Genomic DNA, 18472 nt, shown 5'->3' on the forward strand with positions numbered 1-18472 from the left:
GGTCAGTCGGCGGCCGGGTCCCCCGCCGCCGGGCGGACGTGCGCGCTCCACTTCTCCTCGATGCGGGCGGCCTTCCACACCACCAGGGCGACGACCCAGGTGAGGAAGAACAGGCCGACGATGAGGAAGCCGACCAGGTTGAGGTCGAGCCCGCCGATCCAGTCCCAGAAGGCGCCGTGCAGGCCGAGCTTGTCGGCGAGCAGGCCGAGCAGCTCCACGGTGCCGATGATCAGGGCGACGGCGACCGACAGGGCGGTGATGGTGAGGTTGTAGTAGACCTTGCGGACCGGCTTGGAGAAGGCCCAGCCGTAGGCGAAGTTCATGAACGAGCCGTCGATGGTGTCCAGCAGGCTCATCCCGGCGGCGAACAGCACCGGCAGGCAGAGGATGGCGTACCAGGGCAGCCCGGAGGCGGCGCCGGAGCCGGCCAGGACGAGCAGCGCGACCTCGGTGGCGGTGTCGAAGCCGAGGCCGAAGAGCAGGCCGAGCGGGTACATCTGCCAGGGCTTGGTGATCGACTTCATGACGCGGCCCAGCAGGCGGTTCATCAGGCCGCGGTTGTTGAGCTGCTCCTCCAGCGCGGCCTCGTCGAAGTCGCCGGCCCGCATCCGCCGGAAGACGCCCCAGATGCCGGCCAGGATGACGAGGTTGATGCCGGCGATGACGTAGAGGAAGACGCCGGAGACGGTGGTGCCGATCAGGCCGGTGACGGCGTGCAGCCGGGAGTTGTCGTCCTTGAGCGGTCCGGCCAGCGCCTTGACGCCGAGGGAGAGCAGGAACGCCAGGCCGAAGACGACGCTGGAGTGCCCCAGCGAGAACCAGAAGCCGACCGACAGCGGCCGCCGGCCCTCGTGCATCAGCTTCCGGGTGGTGTTGTCGATGGCGGCGATGTGGTCGGCGTCGAAGGCGTGCCGCATGCCGAGGGTGTAGGCGGTCACCCCGATGCCGATGCCGAAGCTCTTGGTGCCCAGGCTGTAGTGCTCGGGGGCCACGATCGCCACCAGGGTGAACCAGCCGATGACGTGGAGCGCGAGAATGAACCCGGCCATACCGGCCATCCGCCCCCACTCGGCGCGGGTCATCGACCGCGCGATCCGCTGCCGGCGCGACGGCGGGGCCTGGCCGGCCAGGGCCGGGGAGGGGGAGGTAGGCATGGGTGGCACTGCTTTCTTTCCGTTCCGCCCCGGCCGGCGCCGGGACACCCCATCTACCTTCCTGCCGGTAGGTTTTTGTTGCAACCAATGTGCAGTAAAGCCTTTCCCTGCTGGTCAGGCGTGTGGCGGGGCCGGCGAGGCGGTCAGTGGTGGTGGCCGTCCGCCGCCCCGTCCGCGCCCTCCCGGGGGCCGTCCGCGGGGGCGGCGCCGGCCGTGCGGACGGTGAAGGCGGCGGTGTGGACCGCCCCCTGGTGCCGGAAGTCCAGGAAGAGGCGGTAGGTCCCGACGCTCGGCGCGATGGCGGTGAAGGACACCGCGGGACCGGCCGACCTCCGGCCGTCGCCCGCCGCGCCACCGGGGTGGACGTGCAGGTAGGCCAGGTCGCCGGAGCGCAGCGCGACCAGGTGCCCGTACGCGCCGAGGTAGGGCTGGAGATCGGTGACCGGCTTGCCGTCCTTGGTCACGCGCAGCGTCAGGGCACTGGGCGCGCCGGGACGGAGGGCGCCGTCGAGGGTGACGCGGTAGCCGTCGGTCTCGGCGGTGGCGGCGGGTGCGGGCAGTCCGGCCGGCCGGTACGCGCCGGTGACCGCCAGGTCGGCGCCGAGCGTCAGGCCGTCCTCCGCGCCCTCGGGGGTGAAGTCGGCGAAGACCCGGTAGCCGCCGGCCGCGGGCAGGTCGGCCGGGACCGACCAGGTGCCGTCGGCGGCCCGCCGCGGGTGCAGGTGGCGGAAGACCGCCAGGTCCCGGGACGCCACGATGAGGTGCAGCTCCTTGCCGTGCTCGGGGCGGTAGGCGGTGACCGGGCGGCCGGTGCGGTCGTCGCGGACCGCGAACCGCAGCTCGGCGGGGGTGCCGGCGGTGACGGCCGGGGTCTTCAGGTCCAGGGTGTAGCCGCCCTGTGAGACCTGGAGCCCGCCGGGCGTTTCCGGGGCGGCTGCCCGGCCGTTCGGCCCGGGGGCGTGGCCGGCGTGCGCGGCGGGGGCCGGGGCGGCCGCGGGCCCCACCGCCGCGCCCACGCCGTAGGCGGTGCCGAAGGTCGCGGCGAGCGCGACGGCGAAGATGCCGGCTTTCAGTCCGGTGTGCATGGCGCAATCCCTCCTCAACGGGGCGCGAGCGGCGGAACACCGCCGGCGCACCCGGCCGATCAACTCGCCCACACCATACCCCCCGGGGGTACCCGATCAAGCCGCCGGGGCCCCTTGCGCTCGATACGGGCGGGGGGTATACATGGAGTCGCCCGAGCAATACCCCCCAGGGGTATCCGCCCGACAGCGCCGCACCCGTCCACCGGCCCGCACCCGCGGCCCGTACACCCCCACCGGAGGAACCCATGGCGTCCCGCCCCGCCCCCGCCACCGGCGGCCGCACCACCACTCCCGGCGCCGCCGAGGTCGAGCTCGCCATCGGCGGTATGACCTGCGCCTCCTGTGCCGCCCGGATCGAGAAGAAGCTCAACCGCATGGACGGGGTCACCGCCACCGTCAACTACGCCACCGAGAAGGCCAAGGTCACCTTCCGCGAGGACATCCCGGTCGGCGATCTGATCGCCACCGTCGAGGCCACCGGTTACACCGCCCAGGAGCCGGCGCCGGCCGCCCCGGCCGGGGGGCCCGCGGCAGAGCCCGGCGCGGACGGCGGGACCGGCGGGCAGGACGCCGCCGACCCGCTGCGCCCGCTGCGGCAGCGGCTGCTCACCGCGGTGGCGCTGGCCGTCCCGGTGATCGCCCTGGCGATGGTGCCGGCGCTCCAGTTCACGTACTGGCAGTGGCTGTCGCTGACCCTGACCGCACCGGTGGTCACCTACGCGGCGTGGCCGTTCCACCGCGCCGCCTGGACCAACGCCCGGCACGGCGCGGCCACCATGGACACCCTGATCTCGGTCGGCACCTCGGCCGCGTTCCTGTGGTCGCTGTGGGCGCTGTTCTTCGGTACGGCCGGCACGCCGGGGATGACCCACGCGTTCGAGCTGACCATCGCCCGCAGCGACGGCGCGGGCAACATCTACCTGGAGGCCGCGGCCGGCGTCACCGCCTTCCTCCTCGCCGGCCGGTACTTCGAGGCGCGGTCCAAGCGCAAGGCCGGCGCGGCCCTGAAGGCGCTGATGGAGCTGGGCGCCAAGGACGTCACCGTCCTGCGCGGCGGACGCGAGGAGACCGTCCCGGTCGGGCAGTTGAGCGTCGGGGACCGCTTCCTGGTCCGGCCGGGCGAGAAGATCGCCACCGACGGCACGGTGGTGGAGGGCTCCTCCGCGGTGGACGCCTCGATGCTGACCGGCGAGTCGGTGCCGGTGGAGGTCGCGGCCGGCGACGGCGTCACCGGCGCCACCCTCAACGTCGGCGGCCGCCTGGTCGTCGAGGCCACCCGGGTCGGCGCGGACACCCAGCTGGCCCGGATGGCCAGGCTGGTCGAGGACGCGCAGAACGGCAAGGCCGCCGCCCAGCGGCTCGCCGACCGGATCTCCGCGGTCTTCGTCCCGGTCGTCATCGGGCTGGCGCTGGCCACCCTCGGCTTCTGGCTCGGCAGCGGCGCCGGGCTGACCGCCGCCTTCACCGCCGCGGTCGCCGTACTGATCATCGCCTGCCCGTGCGCGCTCGGACTGGCCACGCCCACCGCACTGATGGTCGGCACCGGCCGCGGCGCCCAGCTCGGCATCCTCATCAAGGGCCCGGAGGTCCTGGAGACCACCCGCAAGGTCGACACCATCGTCCTGGACAAGACCGGCACCGTCACCACCGGGCGGATGACCCTGCTGGCCACGCACACCGCGGCGGGCACCGACCGGACCGAAGTCCTGCGGCTGGCGGGCGCGTTGGAGCACAGCTCGGAGCACCCGATCGCGCAGGCCGTGGCGGCGGGCGCGCGCGCCGAGGTGGGCACCCTGCCCACGCCGGAGGACTTCGCCAACGTCGCGGGTCTGGGCGTCCAGGGCGTCGTCGGCGGGCACGCGGTGCTGGTCGGCCGGGAGCGGCTGCTCGCCGAGTGGGCGATCGCGCTCCCGGAGGAGCTGGCGCGGGCCAAGGCGGAGGCCGAGGCGGCCGGGCGGACCGCGATCGCGGTGGCCTGGGACGGCGCGGCCCGGGCGGTCCTGGAGGTCGCCGACGCGGTCAAGGAGAGCAGCCCGGAGGCGATCCGGCGGCTGCGCCGGCTGGGGCTGACGCCGGTCCTGCTGACCGGTGACAACGCGGCGGTGGCCCGCTCGGTGGCGGCCGAGGTCGGCATCGACGCGGACCAGGTGATCGCCGAGGTGCTCCCGCAGGACAAGGTGGACGTGGTCAAGCGCCTCCAGGCGGAGGGCCGTTCGGTGGCGATGGTCGGCGACGGCGTCAACGACGCGGCCGCGCTGGCCCAGGCCGACCTGGGACTGGCCATGGGCACCGGCACCGACGCCGCCATCGAGGCCGGCGACCTCACCCTGGTCCGCGGCGACCTGCGGGCGGCGGCCGACGCCATCCGGCTCTCCCGGCGCACCCTGGGCACCATCAAGTCCAACCTCTTCTGGGCGTTCGCCTACAACGTCGCGGCGCTGCCGCTGGCCGCCACCGGGCTGCTCAACCCGATGATCGCGGGGGCGGCGATGGCCTTCTCCTCGGTCTTCGTGGTCGGCAACAGCCTGCGGCTGCGCGGCTTCCGGGCGGCGGACGCCTGATCCCGCGCCCCGCCGCCCCGGGCGGCCCCGCCCCGCGCCCTCCGTACCCCGCCGGTACGGAGGGCGCCGGGGCGCGGGCGGCGCGCGGCGGCGCGTCCGGCGGTGGGGGCCGGGGCGCGGCCCGGTGGGCGCCTGCCCTACCCTCGGTCCGGGAGGAGGTCGAGACCATGCGTGCGAACCGGCGGATCCGGGCGGCCGGTGCCTGGGGGCACCTGCTGCTGATCGCCGTCCTCGCGCTGGGCGTCTTCGCGATGCACACCCTCGGCCACCCCAGCGGCCCCCGGGAGATGGCCGGCCCGGCCATGGGGCCCGCCGCCCACGGCACCCCGGCGGCGGCCGCTGCCGCGGGTACGACCGCGCACCACGGCTCCGACCCCGCCCCGGACCGGCCCACCGCGCACCACGGCAGCGGGCCGTCGTCCCACTCGCCCGGGGCGGGGATGGACATGACCTCGCTGTGCGTGGCCGTGCTGGGCGCCTGGGTGCTGGCCTGCCTGCTGCGCCTGGTGGTGCGCCGGCGGGCCGACTGGCTCGTGCTCCTGCGCGCGGGCGCGCTCGTGCTGCGCCCGAATCCCCCGCCGCGGCCACCGGACCTCGCCCGGTTGTCGGTTCTGCGGATATAGGCCGAACGCCACCGCGGGCGCTCCGCGCTGCCCGCACACCCCGCGTTCCCCCTTTTCCGCGTATCCCGACACATCGACAGCACGAGGTATCCCATGACCGCGCATCAGCGCACCCGCCGGCCTGCCCGCCGGCTCGCCCTCACCGGTCTCGCCGCCACCGCGGCCCTGCTCCTGGCCGCCTGCGGCAGCGGCGGCACGGACCAGGGGAAGGCGGCGAGCGCCTCACCCTCGGCCACGGCCGGCTCCCCGGCGGCCAACCCTGCCCCCGGGCCCGTCGCCGACGCGGACGTGACGTTCGCGCAGATGATGATCCCGCACCACCAGCAGGCGCTGGAGATGGCGAAGCTCGCCGACGGCCGCGCCGCGGACCCCGAGGTCAAGACGCTCGCCGGGGCCATCGAGCAGGCCCAGGACCCGGAGATCCGGCGGATGCGGTCCTGGCTCACCGCCTGGGGCAAGCCGCAGGCCGCCGGCTCGATGCCGGGGATGGACCACGGTTCGGGCGCCATGGACCACGGCGGGTCCGGCCACGGCTCCGGGATGTCCGGCATGATGTCCGACGCGGACATGAAGCAGCTCGCCGCCGCCAAGGGCCGGGACTTCGACCGGAAGTTCGCGTCGATGATGATCGACCACCACCAGGGCGCGATCGACATGGCGAAGAAGGAGCAGCGGCAGGGCAAGAACCCCGCGGCCCGGAAGCTCGCCGACGACGTCATCCGCAACCAGGCCGCCGAGATCACGCAGATGAAGGCGATCCTCGGCCGGCTCTGACGCCCCGGCCCGGCCGCCGCGCCCGCGTCCTGGACGGGCCGGGCGCGGCGGCCGGCAGCTCAGCGGTAGTCGTCCTCGTCCAGCTCCACCACCCGCGCCTGCTCGGCCCGGTCGGCCTCGTCGGCCGGCTCCGGCAGGTCGGCGGCGAGCGGCGTGTCGCGCCGCGGGGCGAGGGCGGCCCGCTGCTCCACCGCGTCCGCCTCCGGCGCCTCCACCCCGAACTCCGCGGTCTCCTCGGCGCCGGCGAGGTCGTCGGGGTCGTCGAGGTGGTCCGGGTGGGCGGGATCGGTCGGTTCCACCGGCATGGCTGCCTCCTGGCTGCTGGGTCACGGGGCGCGGGCCGCGCCCCTCCCCTGCGCCTGTCCCCCGCGGCCGCCCGGCAACCCTGCCACCTGCGCGGCTCACCCGTTCCGCCGCCGGGGCCGCCCCGCGGCCGCTCCGGGGCCGCTCCGGGGCCGCTCCGGGGCCGCCGCGGCGTCCGGTGGCGCCGGGCGGGCGCGGGCCGCGGGCCTGCCCGGCCGTCAGGCGCGGGAGGTCGGCTCGCCCTCCCGGGGGTGGGTCATCGCCCGCTCCAGGAGCCCGCGGAGCGTGGCCCGTTCGACGTCGGTGAGGCCGGCGAGCGGGGACTCCTCGCCGAGCAGCGCCAGCAGCCGCTCGCGCAGGGCGGCGCCCTGCTCCGTCAGCACCAGCTGCTTGGCGCGCCGGTCGGTGGGGTGCGGCCGGCGCTCGATGAGCTCCTGCTTCTCCAGCTTGTCGACGACGAAGGTGGCGTTGGAGGGCTCGCAGCTCATCCGCTCGGCCAGCTCCCGCATGGTCATCGGCCCGGTCAGCTCGCGCAGCGCGGTGGCCTGCGGCGCGGTCAGGCCGAGCCGGGCCGCGCCCCGGCGGACGTGGTCGCCGATCCGCTGGGCCATCCCGTTCAGCAGTCCGCACAGCTGGCGCTCCGCGGCGGTCTGCGCCTCCGGGTTCGTCGTCATGGCCCCATCCTAGCAAGTGCACCTAATCTAAATAATCCGAGCTTGAATGATTCAAGCTTGATGCTTATGGTGGAGGTGCCGCCGCGGCGCGGCCCGTTCCCCGGGCACCGCGGCCCCGGCGGCACCCCGTCCTGCCCGTCCGCCCTCCAGGAGGTACCGCCATGAGCACGACCGCCCCCGCCACCCGCCTGCGCCGCCCGGGCACCCTGCGCTCCCTGCGACTCGGTGAGCTGACGGTGACCTACGTCCCGGACGGCGCGGCGCGGCTGTCCGGACGCGGCTGGCTCCCGGACACCACCGACGAGGACTGGGCCGCGCACCCGGAATACCTGGACGCCGACGGCTATCTCACCGCGGGCGTCGGCGGGCTGCTGGTGGAGCGCGGCGAGCGGGCCCTGCTGATCGACGCCGGCGTCGGACCCGAGGAGCGGCCGTCCGAGCCCGGCAGCCCGGTCAGCGGCCTCCGGGGCGGCGCGCTGCTGGAGAATCTCGCCGCCCTCGGCCGCCGGCTGGCCGACATCGAGGCGGTGGCGCTCACCCATCTGCACGCCGACCACCTCGGCTGGGTCCGCCACCCGGCACCCGGCGGCGACCGCCCCGCCTTCGCGCACGCCCCCTGCCTGCTCGCCGAGCCGGAGTGGCGCGGCCGCGACCACCTCGCCGCGCACGGCATCGGCCCCGACGTCCTCTCGGTGCTGGAGCCGCACGTCCGGACGCTGGCGGACGGCGCCGAGATCTTCCCCGGCGTCCGGATCCGCTACTCCCCCGGCCACACCCCCGGGCACGCCTCCTACGTCCTCTCCTCCGGCGGGCGGCGGCTGATCGCGTTCGGCGACGCCCTGCACTCCCCCGTCCAGATAGGCCACCCGGAGTGGTACGCCGCCCCCGACCACGACCGCGCCGCCGCCGTGCAGTCCCGCCGGCGGCTGGTCGCCGAGCTCCAGCAGCCGGACACCCTCGGCTTCGGCATCCACTTCGCCGACGTGGTCTTCGGCCGGGTCCGGCCGGGCGGCGCGGGCCCGGTGTGGGAGGCCGTGGACGCCTGATCCGGCAGCGCGGCCCGGCCGGACGGCCCGGTTGCGCAGGCCCGCCTACCGGAAGACCGGCCCCGCGAAGAGCCGGCGCAGCACCGCTTCCGCGCCCCGGGAGCCGTCCGCGCCGCGCCCCCCGCCGCCGTCCGCCGGTGCGTACTCCGTGACGCCGAAGCCGGCGACCGGGAAGGCGCCGGCGAGCGCGTCCAGGGCGGCCGCCAGCCGATCGGGGTGCAGGCCGCCGGGCTCGGGGCAGGACAGCCCGGGGACGTGGCCGGGGTCCAGCACGTCCAGGTCGAGGTGGACGTAGACGCGCCGGGCGCCGGTGGCCGCCACCGCCGCGACCAGCCGGCCCGGGTCGGCCAGACCGGCGACCGGGAGGGAGGCGAGGCCCGCCTCGGCGGCGAACCGCCGCTCCCCGGCGTCCAGGGCGCGCACCCCGGCCAGCACCACCTGCCGGGCGGCGAGCCGCCGCCCCGGCGGGGGCACCAACTCCGCCGGGCCCTGCCCGAGCAGGGTCCGCAGCACCATGCCGTGGAAGCCGCCGGAGGGGGAGGACTGGGGGGTGTTGAGGTCGGCGTGGGCGTCGAACCACACCACCGCGAGCTCGTCCCCGTGGCGGGCCACCGCCCGGGACACCGGCCCGAGTTCGCTCCCGCAGTCCCCGCCGGCGGTCCGCAGCACTTCGGTGTCCGCCCAGTCGTCCAGGGCCGCTTGCGTGGCGCGCAACGCCTCGGCCAGTACGTCGAGATGGCGGACCCGGCCGGCGGTGCGGCCCGGGCGCGCGCCGACCGGGACGACGGTCCGCCGGGCGGCGGGCAGCAGCGCGGCGAGCCGGTGCGCCCCCTCGGCCAGCAGGTGCGGGTCGCCCGCCGCCGACCCCTGCCACTGCGGTACGACCAGCAGCCGCCCCGACCGCCCCGGCACCGCGCGGCCCTCCCGCGGCCCGCTCATGTCGTGTAGTCCGCGTTGACCCGGACGTAGCCGGCGGAGAGGTCGCAGCCGTACACGGTCGCCGTGCCACCGCCGATGCCCAGCCCGATCGCGAGGTCCACCTCGCTCGCCCGCATCTCCTCGGTGAGCTTCGCCAGCGTCTCCCCGGTCGGTTCGGCCGGGTACACCTCGGTGGCGCCGAACGCCACGGTGACCCGCTCGGGCACGATGTCCCGCTCCCCGGTGTTCTTGCCGATGGCTATCAGGACCCGTCCCCAGTTGGGGTCCGCGCCGTGCACCGCGGTCTTGACCAGCGGCGAGTTGACGACACTCTTGGCGATCCGCCTGGCCTGGGCGGCGTCCCGCGCCCCGCCGACGGTGACCCGCAGCAGCTTGGTCGCGCCCTCCCCGTCACCGGCGAGCTGGCGGGTGAGGTCCAGGCACAGGTCGGCGAGGGCGGCGGCGAACTCCCCCGGATCGACCGGCCCGGCCGCCCCGTTGGCGAGCACCGCGACGGTGTCGGAGGTGGAGGTGTCGGTGTCCACGCTCAGGCAGTGGAACGACCCCTCGACGGCCGCCCGCAGCGCCTCGTCCAGCGCGTCCGCCGCCACCGCGGCATCGGTGACGACGTAGGCCAGCATCGTCGCCATGTTGGGCTCCAGCATGCCGACGCCCTTGGCGATGCCGGTGATCCGGGCGCCGCCGACGGTGCGCACCGCGGTCTTCGGGCGGGTGTCGGTGGTCATCATGGCCCGCGCCACCGCCAGCGGTGCAGCGGTGAACGCGCCGGTGCCGCGCGCCTCGGCGGCGTCGAAGTGCGCCCGGATGGCGTCCATGGGCAGCGGCCGCCCGATGACCCCGGTGGAGCCGATCAGCACCTCCTCGGCGGGGATGCCGAGCAGTCCGGCGACCCGGCCGACGACTTCGGCGGCGTGCTCCGCGCCCTGCCGCCCGGTGGCGACATTGGCGTTCTGCGCCAGGGTGACCACGGCCCGCAGCTTCCGCCCGGCGGCGTGGGCGCGGCTGAGGACGACCGCGGGCCCGGCGAACAGGCTGGTGGTGAACATGGCCGCGCTGACCGCCGGCCGGTCCGACACCACGACGGAGATGTCGTCGCCGTCCGGGCGCAGCCCGCCGTGCCCGGTGTGCGCCCGGAAGCCGACCGGCCACTCAGGACCCTCTGGAGAATGATTATGTGTCACACGGAATATATTTGCAGTGACGGGCGGGCCCTGTCCATGGTTTTCGACCACACCTGTTCGCCGCTATGCGCCGTGCGGGCCTTCGGCGCCGCCCTCGGCCCCGGCGTCACCGGGAGCGTCGGCCCCCTCCCCGCCGTTCGCCCGCCGCCGGCCGCTGCGGCGCGGCGCCGGCCGCTCACCGCCGAGCAGCAGCCGCCGCCGCTCCTCCCCGTGGAGGGCGACCTGGGCCACGACCCGGTGCAGCAGCTCCGCCGCGTACCGGCACTCCTCCTCGTCCAACTGCCCGGTGACGAAGACCTCTTCGGCGTTGAACTCCGGGAACAGCCGGCGCATCAGCGCCGCGCCCCGCTCCGTGAGGCTGAGCAGCACCAGCCGCCCGTCGCCGGGGTGCCCGGTCCGGCGCACCAGCCCCCGGGACTCCAGCGTGCGCACCACCCCGGTGAGCGTGCCCTTGGAGATCCCGGCCTCCTCGGCCACGTGCCGGGTCTCCGGCTCCTCCCGGAGCCACACCACCCACAGCACCACGAAACCGGTCCAGGTCAGGTCCGCGCTCCGCAGCACCGAGTTCTCGAAGTGCTGCCGCACGGCGGCCGCGGCCCGGTAGATCCCGGCGACCAGCGCCATCTGCTCGCACCGGACCGGCAGGCCCCCGGTCCTCGCCTCGACCAGTCGCCCGGTCTCCTCCACGGAACGCCGGTCCAGCACGGCCTCTCCTCCCTCCAGCGGGCGCACCCGGCTGCCCGGGTCGGACATGAGAGCGTTCGGCGCCACAGCGTACGCCGCCCCCGTCCGCCCCCACCGCACCACACGCCCTTACCTCCTGACGGCGCATCAGCACCCGGCGGCGGTGCCGGAGGCGGCCGGAACCGGACTGTCAGTGGTCGCTGCGACACTTCGCGGTATGGGGAAGAAGACGGTGCGGGACCTGGCCGAGCGGCTGGTCGGGCTGGGCATGGTGACCGCGGAGAAGGCCGCCGAGGTGCTGGCCGGGATCGCCGCGGTGGCGGCGGGCCGCCTGGACGAGGAGCTGACGCGCCGGGACCTGATCGCCCGGCTCCCGGACTTCGGCCCGGCCGTCCCGGTACACGCCGAGGACGTCGACGACGTGGCGGAGTACTACCCGCGCCTCCTGGCACAGGTCTCCGCCTGCACCGGCGGCGCGGTGGCCTTCTCCGGCGCCGAGCTGGTGCGCATCGCGGAGGACGAGGAGTACCTGCACTTCCTCCGCGACGGCGAGCCGGTGTGGTGGTACGTCGAGCACCCCTTCGGCTCCTACCCGGACCAGGCGGCGGTGGCCGCGCAGTTCAGCGATCTGGACCCGGGCGGGGACGACCCCCGCACCTTCCACCTCATCGAGCGGGACGGCCCCGGGTCCTGCCAGGACGACATGTACGTCCTCGCCACCCCGGAGCAGGCGCGGGCGCTGCGCACGGATTGGGGCCTGGAGTTCGCCGGCCCGGACGTCCTCGGCCCGGACGGCGGCCGGCCGCGCCGCGGGGAGCCGCCGACGGCCGAGCCCGGGACCGCGCTGTGGTACGTCCAGGACGACCGCAGGTATCTGTCCGGGCCGGCCCGCACCGCGTTCGACCGGTGGTCGGCCGGGATGGCGGGCGCCCTCGCCGCCTGGCGGGCGCGCTTCCTGCCGGCGGACTTCCCCCTCCACTTCGGCGCGGGTTCGCTGGACGCGCTGGCGCGGCTGGTGGGCGAGCGGTTCACCGGCCCGGCCGCGTTCGGCGCGGCCGCGGCCGGCGGCGACCCGTTCGCCACCGGCGCGGTGCGCTGTCTGGGCGAGACGCTGATCCGCGTCGGCCCGGCGCACTGGACCGCCCGCACGGTGGACGACGACTCCCCGTACGGCCGGCTGCCGACGGTCCGGGCCAACGCCCCGCTCGCCTTCCTCGGGGACGTCTGCCTGGTGCACGAACTCAGCCGCGCCACCGAGGACCGCACGCCGGGCCTGCTCGCCGCGCCGGTGGCGGAGCTGCGGGAGGCCGGTCGGCCGCTACCGCGACGCACGGCAGGCGCTCGCCGCGAGCCGGGCGGCGGCCCGGGACTGCCACGCCCCACGCAGCGCCGCACGGGCCCGGTCCGGTCCGGGGCCGGTGGAGAGTGCCCGGCCCGGTTCCGGTGCCGGCCCGGATCCCGGTCCGGGGCGTCAGCCGCCCGCCCGTTCGTAGTGGTAGCCGCTGCCGTGGGCCGGTCCCACGTCGTGGCGGATGCCGCTGGGGTCGTCCAGGAGGAACGCGGACGGGTCGGCGGTGCCGCAGATGCCGTTGGAGCGCGCCTGGTCCACGGCGGCCGGGCCGAGGGCGATCCGGCTGCCGCCGTCCGTCACGGACACCAGCTCGGCCACCGTCTCGCAGTGCCCGGTGCCGTTGATGTCGCTGATCAGCCGGACGGCGTGGGCGCCGGTGGTGGCCCGGGAGATGACCACCGTGCCCGGCTGCTGGGCGTACGGGTTCGTCAGCCGCCAGGTGCCGACGAAGGCCGCGGGCACCGCGTTGCCGCCGGACGCGGGGCCGGGGGCCGGCTGCCCGCCGCTGCCGGAACCGCCCGTGCCCTTCGACGCGCCACCGCCCGGGGTGCCGCCGGACGACGCCGAGCCGCCGGACGCCCCGCGGCTCCCGCTGCCGCCGCCCGGCCCGGCCGTCGCGTCCGCCGGGGCGCCGCCCGCGCCCGCCGCCGTGGCGCCGCCCGGGTCCTTGGCATCGTGCGCGCCGCCGGACGGCCCGGCGGACGGCTTGCCGGAGGCCGACGCGGACGGCGTCCCCGGGGTGCCGGGGCCCGGACCGGCCGACCGGCCGACGGCCGGCGGCACCGTGTCGGGCTTCAGGTACGGCTGGAGCACCCACACCGAACCGCCGCCGACCGCGGCCACCCCCACGAAGGCGACGCCGACGACCCAGGGCCGACGCCGGCGCGGTGCACGGTCGGCGCCGGGGGCGGTCTCCCGGACGGCGGCCACCGGCTGCACGTCCTGGGGCTGCGCGTCCTCCGGCTGCGCGTCCTCCGGCTCCCCGGCACCGGAACCGGCGGTGGCCCCGCCACCGGGGCCGGGCGCAACGGCGGCCCCGGCCTCCTCCGGCCGCGCCGCCGCCCCGGCTACCGCACCCGCTCCTCCGCTCCCGGCGGACGAACCGCCCCGGTCCGCCGACCCGTCCCCGTCTCCGTCCTCACCTCCGCCCTTGCCCCCGTCCACCTGGGCGTCGACGTCCAGCAGCCGGGCCGCCTGCTGGGCGAGGGCCACGACGAGCTTGGCGGGCAGCCACTCCCCGTCCGGGCCGGCGGTCCCGGCCTGCGCGGTGGCCGCCAACAGGGCGGCCACGTCCGGTCGTTGACCGGCGTCCTTGGTCAGGCAGCGCCCGATGAGATCCCGCAGCGCCTGGTCCGGCACCTGGTCCAGGCGCGGCTCGCCCTCGACGATGCGGTACATGACGGCGTGCTGGTTGGTGGCGTCCTGCCCGAACGGCAACCGGCCCGTCGCCGCGTACATCAGGACACCGCCGAGGGTGAAGACGTCGCTCGCGGCGCCCACGGGGCGGCCGAGGATCTGCTCCGGCGACATGAAGCCCGGCGAGCCGATGACCATGCCGGTGCTGGTCAGCAGCGACTCCACCGAGGCGTCCAGGGCGCGGGCGATGCCGAAGTCGATGACCCGGGGGCCCTCCACCGTGAGCATCACGTTGGAGGGCTTCAGGTCCCGGTGCACGATCCCGGCCTCGTGGATGTCCTGGAGCGCCCGCAGCAGGCCGTCGGCGAGCGCGTGCACCGACGCGGCGGGCAGCGGTCCGTAGCGGCGGACGACCTGCTCCAGCGAGGGCCCGGGTACGTAACCGGTGGCCACCCAGGGGAGTTCCGCGTCCGGGTCGGCGTCGAGCACCGGCGCCGTGTAGCGCTCGCCGACCCGCCGCGCGGCGTCGATCTCCCGGCGGAAGCGGGCCCGGAACTGCGGATCGGCCGCGTGCTCCTCGTGGACGACCTTGACCGCCACGGTGCGGCCGCCCGCCGACCGGGCCAGGAAGACCCGCCCCATTCCGCCGGCCCCGAGCCGGCCCAGCAGCGCGTAGGGCCCGATCCGCCGCGGGTCCCCCGGTGCGAGCGGCCGCATCCCGCCGCGGTGCCCGTCCTGCCCGTCCGTGTCGGCACTGCTCATGACTGTCCGCTTCCCCCTGGTCGCCGGTGCTCGGCCGCTGAACTCCCGTGCAGGCAAGCAGTATGACAACCGGTCGGCCGGCCAAAGGCGGCGAGGTGATCAGGCGCGGCGGACGGCGGACGGGCGGACGGCGGACGGCAGGTGGCGGACGGCGGCCTGCCGCGGGGGGAGGGAGGACCGGCCGTCACGCCCACGGGGCGCGGCCGCCGCCGACCCAGCGGGCCAGCTTGCGGCCGTCGATCAGGCGCAGCGGTTCCGGCAGCGCGGCGTTGGCCACTTCGGCGTCGCGGGTGAAGCGCGAGGTGGTGACGATGACCGCGTGGTCGCAGCGGTGGAACGCGCGGTAGGTGCCGTTCGCGGTGTAGATCGCCGGGGCGCCGACGCGGTTGCCCTCCGCGTACCGCTTGCACTGCACGGCGACGCGCCGGCCGTCGCGCAGCACGACGAGGACGTCCAGCCCGCGGTCGTTCGCCCCGCCGGAGACGGTGGCGGAGCGGACGCCCGGGTCGCGCCGGGCGAGATCCGCGATGGCGTGCTCGAACTGCGGGCCGGTCATGCGCTGGTACGCGGCGAGGGTGTGCGGGGCGTCCGGCCGCCCGAGGGCCGGCCCGGGCAGCCGGAGCCGGCCGGTCCGCACGAGCAGGACGACGGCCGCGGTGGCGGCGGCGACGCCGAGGACGAGCGACGTGCCGGGGTACTCCCGGACGACCGCCCCCACGGCGACCAGGACCACGGCGGCGACACCGAGCCGGGCGTACGCTTGTTCGCGTCTGCGACGCCGAGCGGCCGCTCCGCGCACCCGCCGCCCCGGCCGCCGCCGGACAGGCCCCCGAGCCGTCCCCCTCCGCCGTCGCCGCGCCGGCGCACCCATCCCGCTCCCCCTCCCCAGCACCCCGGCCGCACCACCGCGGCCGGCCGCCCCGCCCGTGGCGCGGCGTTCACTCCCCGGCCTGCGACACCCCGTGCACCAGTTGGCCGAGGAACTGCACGATCCCCTGCCCGACCGGTGTCGGAGCCAGGAGGACGCCCAGCACCAGCACGATCGCCACGGTCAGCTTCTCGTCCCGGCGGCTCCTGGCCTCGGTGCGGCGGCGCAGCCGCAGGATGACGATCACCACGAGCAGCACCACGATGTTGATCGTCAGCAACCTTCCGGACCTCCCGCTCGACCGCCGTCCCCGCTCCATCCCGAGCAGGGCCCCGCCCTCCCCCTTGTGTAGCCGGAACCCGGGCCCGGCGAGGCGCAGTTGCAAAGGGTTGGCGCAAACGTTGCGGTCGGGTCTCAGTCCGGTGGCGGGGTCGGGCGGACGGCCAGGACGGCGATGTCGTCGGTGCTGTCGGAGCCGAGCTTGAAGACCAGTTCGTCGCAGAACGAGTCCAGGGGTGCCCGGGCCACGGCCGCGGTGTGGCGGCGGAGCCTGGTCATGGCGTCGTCCAGGGACTCCCCGGGGCGTTCGATCAGGCCGTCGGTGTAGAGGAGCAGCGTGGAGTGCGGGGGCAGCGGATCGCGGGCCGTGGGGCGCGGCAGGTCGGGGTCCATGCCGATCAGCAGGCCGGGGCCCTCGTCCAGGTAGCGGGTCTCGCCGTCCCGGGTGGTCAGCAGCGGCGGGAGGTGGCCGGCGGAGGAGTGGTGGAGCGTCCAGGGGCCCGTCGCGCCGCCCTCGACCATGGCCAAGATGCAGGTGGCGGTGGCGTGCGGGTAGAGGGTCTGGCTCGCCACGTCCAGGCGGCGCAGTACGTCGCCGGGCGGTCGGCGGCGGTCGACGGCCAGGCCGCGCAGCATGTTGCGCAGGGAGCTCATGGCCACCGCGGCCCGCAGGTCGTGGCCGGCCACGTCGCCGATGACCAGCGCGGTGTCGCCGCCGGGCAGGACGAAGGCGTCGTACCAGTCCCCGCCGATCTGCGCGGTGGTGCTGGAGGGCGCGTAGCGGGCGGCCAGCGCCAGGTGGTCGAGGTGCGGCAGCGGGGGCAGCAGGGAGCGCTGGAGGCGTTCGGCGGTGTGCTGGACGTGCCTGTGCAGCCGGGCGTTGTCCACCGCGAGGCCGATGCTGCGGACCAGTTCGGCGACCAGGAGGATGTCCTCCTCGGTGAACGGGTGGTCGTCCCGGACGCGCACCATGGTCAGGGCGCCGAGGACCTCCCGGCGGGCCCGCAGCGGGGCGATGACCGCGCTGCTCGCCCCCAGCTGCGCGAAGAGGTCCTGCTGCCGGGTGTCCACGGAGCCGCCGCGGCCGCCGTTGCCGGAGATGCCGGGCAGCAGCAGCGGGCCCGCACCGCGCAGCGCCCGCTCCAGGGAGGAGCCCGGTGCGCTGTCGGACACCGGGGGCAGCGGACCGAGGGCGACGCCCGGTTCCAGCGCCCGGGGGTCGCGGTGGACGACGCAGACCCGCTCGACGTGCCCCTGCTGGGCCTCGTCCAGCAGGTCCACCGCGCACCAGTCGGCCAGCCGCTGCGCCAGCACCCGGCACACCCGGCGCAGCCGCTCGATCGGGTCGAGGGAGCTGGTGAGCGCGCTGCCGGTGGCGGCCAGCAGGGACAGCCGCTGCCACGCCGCACCGCCCGTCCCCGCCTCGCCCTCCTGGTCCCGCTTCGCCTCGCCCTCCCCCTGCTCCGGCTCCTTCTTGGTGGTCCGGGTGGCGGCCGGCGCGTGGACGGGGTGCTGCCGGGACCGCACCTCCGCCGCACCGGCGTCGTCGGGAGCGCGCGGGGCGAGCGGCGCGACCGTCCGGGGGGTGAGGTGGGCGACGAACACGGTGCGGCCGTCGACCGCCTGCTGGGTCTGGACCGTCAGGCGGATCGGGATCAGCCGGCCGTCGCGGTGCAGCGCGGGGACCGGGACGGGGCGGCCGAGGATGCGGGGCTGGCCGGTGAGCATCAGGGAGGTGTAGGCCGCCGTGTGCCGTTCCCGCAGGTGCTCGGGGATCAGGACGTCGAGGTCCTGGCCGACCAGTTCGTCCGCCGACCAGCCCAGCAGCTCGGCCACCTGGTCGTTGAGCGCGATGATGCGGTTGCCGTCGTCGATCGCGACGGTCGGTGCGGTGCTGGCCTCGACGTCCCCGGCGTCCCAGGGGGCCAGCTCGGCGGAGGTGATGCCGGCCGCCCCGGGGACCAGGGTCCAGGCGGTGGGGTCCGCACCGGCGAGCTGGCCGGTGATCTGGTCGAGCAGCCAGTGCCGGAAGGCGCGGAGCTGCGGGAGGGACGGCAGGGCGAGCAGGCTCTCCTGCTGGGCCGCCGCCTCGGCGGTGTCGAGCACCTTCGCCAGCGTGGCCACGGCCGGTGCGGCGTCCGCCGGGAACGCCACGAGCAGGGAGAACGTGACGCTGTCGGGGGTCTCCTGCTCGACCGCGGCCGTCATGCAGGCGCTGATCACGTTGCTGACGTCCTGGGCGGCGGCGAGGTCGTCGGGCCGGATGCCCGGGAACGCCCCGGCCGCCGTGGCCAGGTGCACTTCCCGCAGCAACCCCTCCCACTGCTGCTGCGCGCCCCAGTACACCGCGTAGGGCAGGTCGATCAGGGTCACCGTCATGGTCGGTCCGGCGGGCACCACCGCCTCCCACACCGAGGTGGGCGGCGCCGGCGGCTCGGCCCACAGGTCGAACCACACCGTCTTGTGGTCCGTGCCGACGTGCACGCCGTGGCTGGGCGCCAGCTCCTCCACCAGCATCAGACCGCGCCCGGTGGCGGCGTACGGGTGGCGTTCGTGCGGGACCAGTCCGCGCTCCGGCCGCCGATCGGTGACGCGTACATCGACCCGGCCGTCGGCGGCCCAGGCGCGGACCTCGATCTCGGTACGGGCGTGCAGGACGGCGTTGGTGACCAGCTCGCCGGCCAGGAGTTCGGCGGTGCGGACCGTGTCCGGCGGGGACCCCGCCAGGGCGGCCCGGACGAACCGCCGGGCCAGTACCACGCTCTCGGGCGCCGGGGGCAGGCGCCGGGACGCCGCCTCCGCCGGGCTGGAAGTGCCCATACCTCCACTTAT

General features: G+C 76.1%; 16 protein-coding genes. 4 read left to right on the forward strand and 12 right to left on the reverse strand.

Annotated elements, in window-relative coordinates:
• Window positions 1-2: 2 nt before the first annotated feature.
• Both nicT and MUU72_RS06700 read right to left on the reverse strand, forming a co-directional pair.
• A complete protein-coding gene (nicT, locus tag MUU72_RS06695) occupies window positions 3-1154 on the reverse strand; it encodes a Nickel transporter NicT (RefSeq protein WP_248012190.1) in 1152 nt (383 codons plus the stop codon).
• A gap of 143 nt (window positions 1155-1297) precedes the next feature.
• Window positions 1298-2239 (reverse strand): DUF8832 domain-containing protein, encoded by a 942-nt coding sequence (locus MUU72_RS06700; protein ID WP_248012191.1) that lies wholly within the window; start codon window positions 2237-2239, stop codon window positions 1298-1300.
• A gap of 245 nt (window positions 2240-2484) precedes the next feature.
• On the opposite strand from MUU72_RS06700, the gene MUU72_RS06705 reads away from it, so the two are divergent.
• From MUU72_RS06705 to MUU72_RS06715, 3 genes are all read left to right on the forward strand, one after another.
• Entirely contained in the window at window positions 2485-4800 is a 2316-nt protein-coding gene (locus MUU72_RS06705) for a heavy metal translocating P-type ATPase (RefSeq protein ID WP_248012192.1), read from the forward strand.
• 167 nt (window positions 4801-4967) lie between these two features.
• Window positions 4968-5423, forward strand: a complete 456-nt coding sequence (locus tag MUU72_RS06710; RefSeq protein ID WP_248012193.1) for a DUF6153 family protein — start codon at window positions 4968-4970, stop codon at window positions 5421-5423.
• A gap of 93 nt (window positions 5424-5516) precedes the next feature.
• Window positions 5517-6197: a DUF305 domain-containing protein gene (locus MUU72_RS06715; protein ID WP_248012194.1), complete on the forward strand. Its 681-nt coding sequence runs from the start codon at window positions 5517-5519 to the stop codon at window positions 6195-6197.
• A gap of 59 nt (window positions 6198-6256) precedes the next feature.
• Here the strand turns inward: MUU72_RS06715 and MUU72_RS06720 are convergent, their stop codons facing one another.
• Both MUU72_RS06720 and MUU72_RS06725 read right to left on the reverse strand, forming a co-directional pair.
• Window positions 6257-6502 carry an Rv3202a family protein gene (locus tag MUU72_RS06720; RefSeq protein ID WP_248012195.1) on the reverse strand — a complete coding sequence of 82 codons (246 nt, stop codon included), beginning with the start codon at window positions 6500-6502 and terminating at the stop codon, window positions 6257-6259.
• Between the two features lie 216 nt (window positions 6503-6718).
• Window positions 6719-7174, reverse strand: a complete 456-nt coding sequence (locus MUU72_RS06725) for a MarR family winged helix-turn-helix transcriptional regulator (RefSeq protein ID WP_248012196.1) — start codon at window positions 7172-7174, stop codon at window positions 6719-6721.
• Window positions 7175-7335: 161 nt separating this feature from the next.
• On the opposite strand from MUU72_RS06725, the gene MUU72_RS06730 reads away from it, so the two are divergent.
• Complete coding sequence (locus MUU72_RS06730; protein WP_248012197.1) at window positions 7336-8220, forward strand: MBL fold metallo-hydrolase; 885 nt, start codon at window positions 7336-7338, stop codon at window positions 8218-8220.
• A 45-nt stretch (window positions 8221-8265) separates the two neighbouring features.
• Here the strand turns inward: MUU72_RS06730 and MUU72_RS06735 are convergent, their stop codons facing one another.
• From MUU72_RS06735 to MUU72_RS06770, 8 genes are all read right to left on the reverse strand, one after another.
• Window positions 8266-9159, reverse strand: coding sequence for an arginase family protein (locus tag MUU72_RS06735; protein ID WP_248012198.1), 894 nt, complete (start codon window positions 9157-9159; stop codon window positions 8266-8268).
• Window positions 9156-10340 (reverse strand): bifunctional glutamate N-acetyltransferase/amino-acid acetyltransferase ArgJ, encoded by a 1185-nt coding sequence (gene argJ / locus MUU72_RS06740; protein ID WP_248012199.1) that lies wholly within the window; start codon window positions 10338-10340, stop codon window positions 9156-9158. Before argJ ends, MUU72_RS06735 begins: the two co-directional genes overlap by 4 nt.
• A 63-nt stretch (window positions 10341-10403) precedes the next feature.
• Window positions 10404-11093 (reverse strand): MarR family winged helix-turn-helix transcriptional regulator, encoded by a 690-nt coding sequence (locus MUU72_RS06745; RefSeq protein ID WP_282503740.1) that lies wholly within the window; start codon window positions 11091-11093, stop codon window positions 10404-10406.
• A gap of 121 nt (window positions 11094-11214) precedes the next feature.
• Window positions 11215-11688, reverse strand: coding sequence for a hypothetical protein (locus MUU72_RS06750; protein ID WP_248012201.1), 474 nt, complete (start codon window positions 11686-11688; stop codon window positions 11215-11217).
• Between the two features lie 807 nt (window positions 11689-12495).
• Entirely contained in the window at window positions 12496-14493 is a 1998-nt protein-coding gene (locus MUU72_RS06755; protein ID WP_248012202.1) for a serine/threonine-protein kinase, read from the reverse strand.
• 184 nt (window positions 14494-14677) lie between these two features.
• Complete coding sequence (locus MUU72_RS06760) at window positions 14678-15226, reverse strand: restriction endonuclease (protein ID WP_248012203.1); 549 nt, start codon at window positions 15224-15226, stop codon at window positions 14678-14680.
• Window positions 15227-15431: 205 nt separating this feature from the next.
• Window positions 15432-15641 (reverse strand): hypothetical protein, encoded by a 210-nt coding sequence (locus tag MUU72_RS06765; RefSeq protein ID WP_248012204.1) that lies wholly within the window; start codon window positions 15639-15641, stop codon window positions 15432-15434.
• A 134-nt stretch (window positions 15642-15775) separates the two neighbouring features.
• Window positions 15776-18460, reverse strand: a complete 2685-nt coding sequence (locus MUU72_RS06770) for a SpoIIE family protein phosphatase (RefSeq protein WP_248012205.1) — start codon at window positions 18458-18460, stop codon at window positions 15776-15778.
• Window positions 18461-18472 lie beyond the last annotated feature (12 nt).

The sequence above is a fragment of the Streptomyces rhizoryzae genome (genome assembly GCF_023155275.1).
GTDB classification, from domain to species: Bacteria; Actinomycetota; Actinomycetes; order Streptomycetales; family Streptomycetaceae; genus Streptomyces; species Streptomyces rhizoryzae.

Excerpts from the sequence above, each read along its gene's own strand:
- nicT (WP_248012190.1), bottom strand. The coding sequence starts at position 1,154 with ATGCCTACCTCCCCCTCCCCGGCCCTGGCCGGCCAGGCCCCGCCGTCG.
- MUU72_RS06700 (WP_248012191.1), bottom strand. The coding sequence starts at position 2,239 with ATGCACACCGGACTGAAAGCCGGCATCTTCGCCGTCGCGCTCGCCGCG.
- MUU72_RS06705 (WP_248012192.1), top strand. The coding sequence starts at position 2,485 with ATGGCGTCCCGCCCCGCCCCCGCCACCGGCGGCCGCACCACCACTCCC.
- MUU72_RS06710 (WP_248012193.1), top strand. The coding sequence starts at position 4,968 with ATGCGTGCGAACCGGCGGATCCGGGCGGCCGGTGCCTGGGGGCACCTG.
- MUU72_RS06715 (WP_248012194.1), top strand. The coding sequence starts at position 5,517 with ATGACCGCGCATCAGCGCACCCGCCGGCCTGCCCGCCGGCTCGCCCTC.
- MUU72_RS06720 (WP_248012195.1), bottom strand. The coding sequence starts at position 6,502 with ATGCCGGTGGAACCGACCGATCCCGCCCACCCGGACCACCTCGACGAC.
- MUU72_RS06725 (WP_248012196.1), bottom strand. The coding sequence starts at position 7,174 with ATGACGACGAACCCGGAGGCGCAGACCGCCGCGGAGCGCCAGCTGTGC.
- MUU72_RS06730 (WP_248012197.1), top strand. The coding sequence starts at position 7,336 with ATGAGCACGACCGCCCCCGCCACCCGCCTGCGCCGCCCGGGCACCCTG.
- MUU72_RS06735 (WP_248012198.1), bottom strand. The coding sequence starts at position 9,159 with ATGAGCGGGCCGCGGGAGGGCCGCGCGGTGCCGGGGCGGTCGGGGCGG.
- MUU72_RS06745 (WP_282503740.1), bottom strand. The coding sequence starts at position 11,093 with ATGTCCGACCCGGGCAGCCGGGTGCGCCCGCTGGAGGGAGGAGAGGCC.
- MUU72_RS06755 (WP_248012202.1), bottom strand. The coding sequence starts at position 14,493 with ATGAGCAGTGCCGACACGGACGGGCAGGACGGGCACCGCGGCGGGATG.
- MUU72_RS06770 (WP_248012205.1), bottom strand. The coding sequence starts at position 18,460 with ATGGGCACTTCCAGCCCGGCGGAGGCGGCGTCCCGGCGCCTGCCCCCG.